This is a genomic window from Terriglobia bacterium, from assembly GCA_036496425.1.
Lineage (GTDB): Bacteria > Acidobacteriota > Terriglobia > 20CM-2-55-15 > 20CM-2-55-15 > 20CM-2-55-15.
On the sequence record DASXLG010000106.1, the window covers coordinates 1 to 2,430 of the forward strand.

Genomic DNA, 2,430 nt, shown 5'->3' on the forward strand with positions numbered 1-2,430 from the left:
CGAAGCGCGGTTGGCCTTCGCACCTGCCGTCCGAAGCCATCAGGATTGTTTCGCCGATACGAAAGCTGGCATGCATCACTTTGTCTTCCATTCCCGGCTGCGCCATGCCTGGTTCGGGCGCGTCCTTGAAACGGCTGAGCATCTCCACCTCGGCGCCCACAGCGCTGCGGTAGAATTCCAGCGCCTCTTCGCAGCGACCGCCAAAAAACAGATATGGTTGCACCGACATATTCGAGTTAGACATACGTGCACCTTGCGATTCGTTTGGATGAACGTCAATCTGCCGCTGCCGATTCAACAGTCCCACACTGAAACCCAAGGAGGAAGCGGACGAACCCAATGAAAGTTTTGTTATTCATGATCGCCGCGCTCATGTCGGCGGAAATGACGAGCGCCGAGGAAACCGTCATCGTGAAGAACGTCCTCGGGGCGGAAGGTCCGCTCTATTTCGACGGGAATCTTTATTTTGTCGGCTGGATCTCCAACAGCCTGTCGAAGTGGGATGGGAAGAAGACAACCATCCTGAACAATGCCGCGGGGTGCGGCCATAACGGGTTGGCTCTCGCGAAACAAAAGACTTTCCTTCTCGCCTGCACCGACGAACACGGAGCCATTCTCGAACTCGACCTCAACGGCAAGGAATTGCGCCGATGGGACGCCGATGACAATGGCCATAAGTTCGACGGCGGCATCAACGACATCGTAGTGACCGCTAATGGCGGCGCCTACGCCACCCTTTTTGGACACTTCGTCGATCCGCCAACCACGGTCATGGGAAAGATCTTTTATCTGGCTCCGGGTGCGAAAAATTGGATAGAGGTCGCGGACGATCTCAACTACGCCAACGGCATCGGTGTCGCTCCCGATCAAAAGACTCTCTATGTCAGTGAAACGGTCGGCAATTGTATCCTGAAATTTGATATTAATCCCGATGGCTCGCTCAGCCATCGCGCCAACTTTGCTCTTCTGAATCTCCTCACCAAAAACAAAATCGACTCGTGGTGGATTGGACCCGACAGCATGAAAGTCGATGCCAAAGGTAACATCTACGTTGCGCAGTGGTCCGGTGGGAAGGTTTTGAAAATATCTCCCGCTGGAAAGCTTCTACACGTCTTCAATATTGCCGCGGGCAACGGCACCACCAATGTCGCCTTCGGCGAAGGAGAAAAAGACCTTTACGTCACGGTGGTGAAAGATCCTAACGATCCGAAGGCTGCGGGATGTATCGTGAAGATTCCAAACGTTCGGTAACCGCCGTTTCCAAGCTAGAACTTTCTCGTCTCGCCGGGCTTCATGAACTTCACTCGCGCATCATCTCCGACGACGGCACGAATGTCTGCCTCGCTCGAAGAGCCGGGCAACGCGCCGTAATGCATTGGAATAACCACTTGCGGCTTGAAGTAACGATTCACCGCCAGCCAGGCCATCCGCGCATATTGTCCGTCGGCTACTGCACCGCATCCCGTCAAGATGATGTTGGGATGATAGAATTCCTGGATCAATGACATGTCGCCAAAGATCCAGGTATCGCCTTCATCGTATAGCGTTCGCCCATCGCCGAACTCGAGCACGTAACCCACCGGCCGTCCGCTCGGCTCGCTGCTGTGCATGGCCGGGACCACGTGAATCTTCACATCGCCCGCTGTCACCTGATCGCCAACATTGACCGTCTCGATCTGCTCGCGCGGCAGGCCGCCCTTGGTCACAAAGGTGTCGAGCATCATCACACTGACCAATTTTGCCTTGCTCAACTTTGCCAACTCCACGGCGTCACCGAGATGATCGCCGTGCGAATGCGTCACAAGGATATGACTCGGATGATAGCGAGCCAGATCTTTATTTTCCGGTGGCGTCGCCGGATTTTTAGTCAGGAACGGATCGATCAACAGATGTGTTCCGCCGGGCGACACGATCTCGAAGGCCGCGTGCCCGAGCCAGGTAATTGAGATCGTCTTCTTCTCGTTAGGCGAGGGCGTTTGCGCCAGCGCCGCTCCGCCGATAGCGAAAGGAACTAGAAGACAAACCCACACCCGCATCGCAAACCTTTTCATGCCAACGCCCCCGCTACAAGTCGGCGCCGGCCGAGATCGCGCATCTCACGTGTCGTCTGATCCATTCCGCAATTTGTACTCCGCGTTCCGAAAAGCGGGCGATTGTCAGAAATCGGCATTTGCATTATTAGGAACGTGATGACCGCGACCGCCGCCCTCCACAAGCAGATCGAGCGCTACCGGATCATGACCGGGGAAGAACGTCTGGCCATAGCCCTGGATTTGCATGAAGTCTCTTGCGGTATCGCCCGGGAGGGAATTCGTCACGACCATCCCGAAGCAGACCCTGCCGAAGTAGAGAGATTGCTCCGCCGCCGCCTCGAACTCACACGCGCCGGATGACTGAACGCGAACTCCTGGTGGATTGCCTGCGCCGTTT

The 2,430-nt window shown here is 55.8% G+C and carries 4 protein-coding genes; 1 reads left to right on the plus strand and 3 read right to left on the minus strand.

Going from position 1 to position 2,430, the window contains the following annotated elements; genetic code table 11:
* On the minus strand, positions 1-229 hold a 229-nt coding region (locus VGK48_07585; protein HEY2381030.1), incomplete at its 3' end, for a VOC family protein.
* A gap of 110 nt (positions 230-339) precedes the next feature.
* Here VGK48_07585 and VGK48_07590 point away from each other — a divergent pair.
* Entirely contained in the window at positions 340-1,251 is a 912-nt protein-coding gene (locus VGK48_07590; protein HEY2381031.1) for an SMP-30/gluconolactonase/LRE family protein, read from the plus strand.
* A gap of 14 nt (positions 1,252-1,265) precedes the next feature.
* Here VGK48_07590 and VGK48_07595 read toward each other — a convergent pair whose 3' ends face one another.
* Together VGK48_07595 and VGK48_07600 are read right to left on the minus strand one after the other, a co-directional pair.
* Entirely contained in the window at positions 1,266-2,051 is a 786-nt protein-coding gene (locus VGK48_07595; protein ID HEY2381032.1) for a metal-dependent hydrolase, read from the minus strand.
* 105 nt (positions 2,052-2,156) lie between these two features.
* Positions 2,157-2,430: hypothetical protein (locus VGK48_07600; protein ID HEY2381033.1), on the minus strand; the 274-nt coding region annotated here is incomplete at its 5' end.